Genomic DNA, 1,183 nt, shown 5'->3' on the forward strand with positions numbered 1-1,183 from the left:
GCGATCATGGCATCACGATCATGAGCTGTCGCGAGGAACTCAGCTTCAAGGCCGACCTCCAAAGCGACGCCGCCCCCTTGAACCATCTCATTGCCGAAGTGCTTGAAGCGGCGCCCCATACGCGGTGCTTCCGCGATCCCACGCGCGGTGGTTTGGCGAGCACGCTGAATGAACTCGCCGAGCAGAGTGGTGTCGATATGGTCGTCGACGAAATGAACGTGCCCGTGAAGGACGCGGTGCGTGGCGCGTGCGAAATGCTCGGCTACGATGTCTTCCAGGTTGCCAATGAAGGCAAGATGGTATGCGTTGTGCCGGCGGAAGAATCTGAACTTGCGTTGAAGGCGATGCGCGCAAACAAGTACGGTGCCGATGCGGAGATTATCGGAGAGGTTCTTGAGTGTCCGAGCGACCGTGCGCCGCGCGTGAGCATTAGAACCGGTTTCGGAAGCATGCGAATCCTCGATATGTTGGTTGGCGAACAGCTTCCGCGCATCTGCTAATTTTTAAACTGCGCGCGCTGCGGGCTCGTGGAAAGAGAACCACTGCGGATCGAGTTGTTGAACCAAAGACATTGCAGATTGTGTGAAAGTTGAACCTTCACGAAGAAAAATGAACGCGGTTGTGGATGTAAAAACGCGCCGCAAGGGGGAGGCGGGTTCGTGCCGAAGGGTGCGTGCCCGCCTTCCGCATGCATGGGCGGCGGAGGCTTTCGAATGGTTGGCGGAAGCGCGGTATGTGGTGTGTACGATGGCTCGCTCAGGGTGGCTCTTTCGAAGGGATGGAGCGACGCGCTCGATTGAGCCCATCTTCGTCACATTGGAGCGAATGACCTTCCTTGCGTAATTGCCCCTTCTGATGGCCGAGTGCTCGAGAGCGGGCATTATGTCTGCTGGGTAACGCGTGTAGACCTTTTGAAGAAAGGGTATGGCAGAAGTTTCAAATAGGTGCTAGTATCAAGTGATACCAGGCGTGTAGCAATGGGTGAAGTATGCGCTGCGCACCTGGAGGGCATCAACTTGAGCGGGCCAAGTAACGCAGCACACCAACGTATTCTCGCTTGACCAGGCAATTCAAGGGTTCGTTGCCCGGGGGTTGTTATAAGAGGAGTGCGTTGGCAGTGGAGTGCGCTACTGCTAATAGGCGTTTCGCTTGGGGCGAGGGCAAATCCTCCGCTAAGGTGGCG

General features: G+C 56.7%; 1 protein-coding gene. It reads left to right on the forward strand.

Annotation, left to right across the window (positions count from 1 at the left end; translation table 11 throughout):
• On the forward strand, positions 1–500 hold a 500-nt coding region (locus AC04P6_RS08690), incomplete at its 5' end, for a HypE family hydrogenase expression/formation protein (RefSeq protein ID WP_475566231.1).
• Positions 501–1,183: the final 683 nt, after the last annotated feature.

The sequence above is a fragment of the Denitrobacterium sp. genome, from assembly GCF_056180635.1.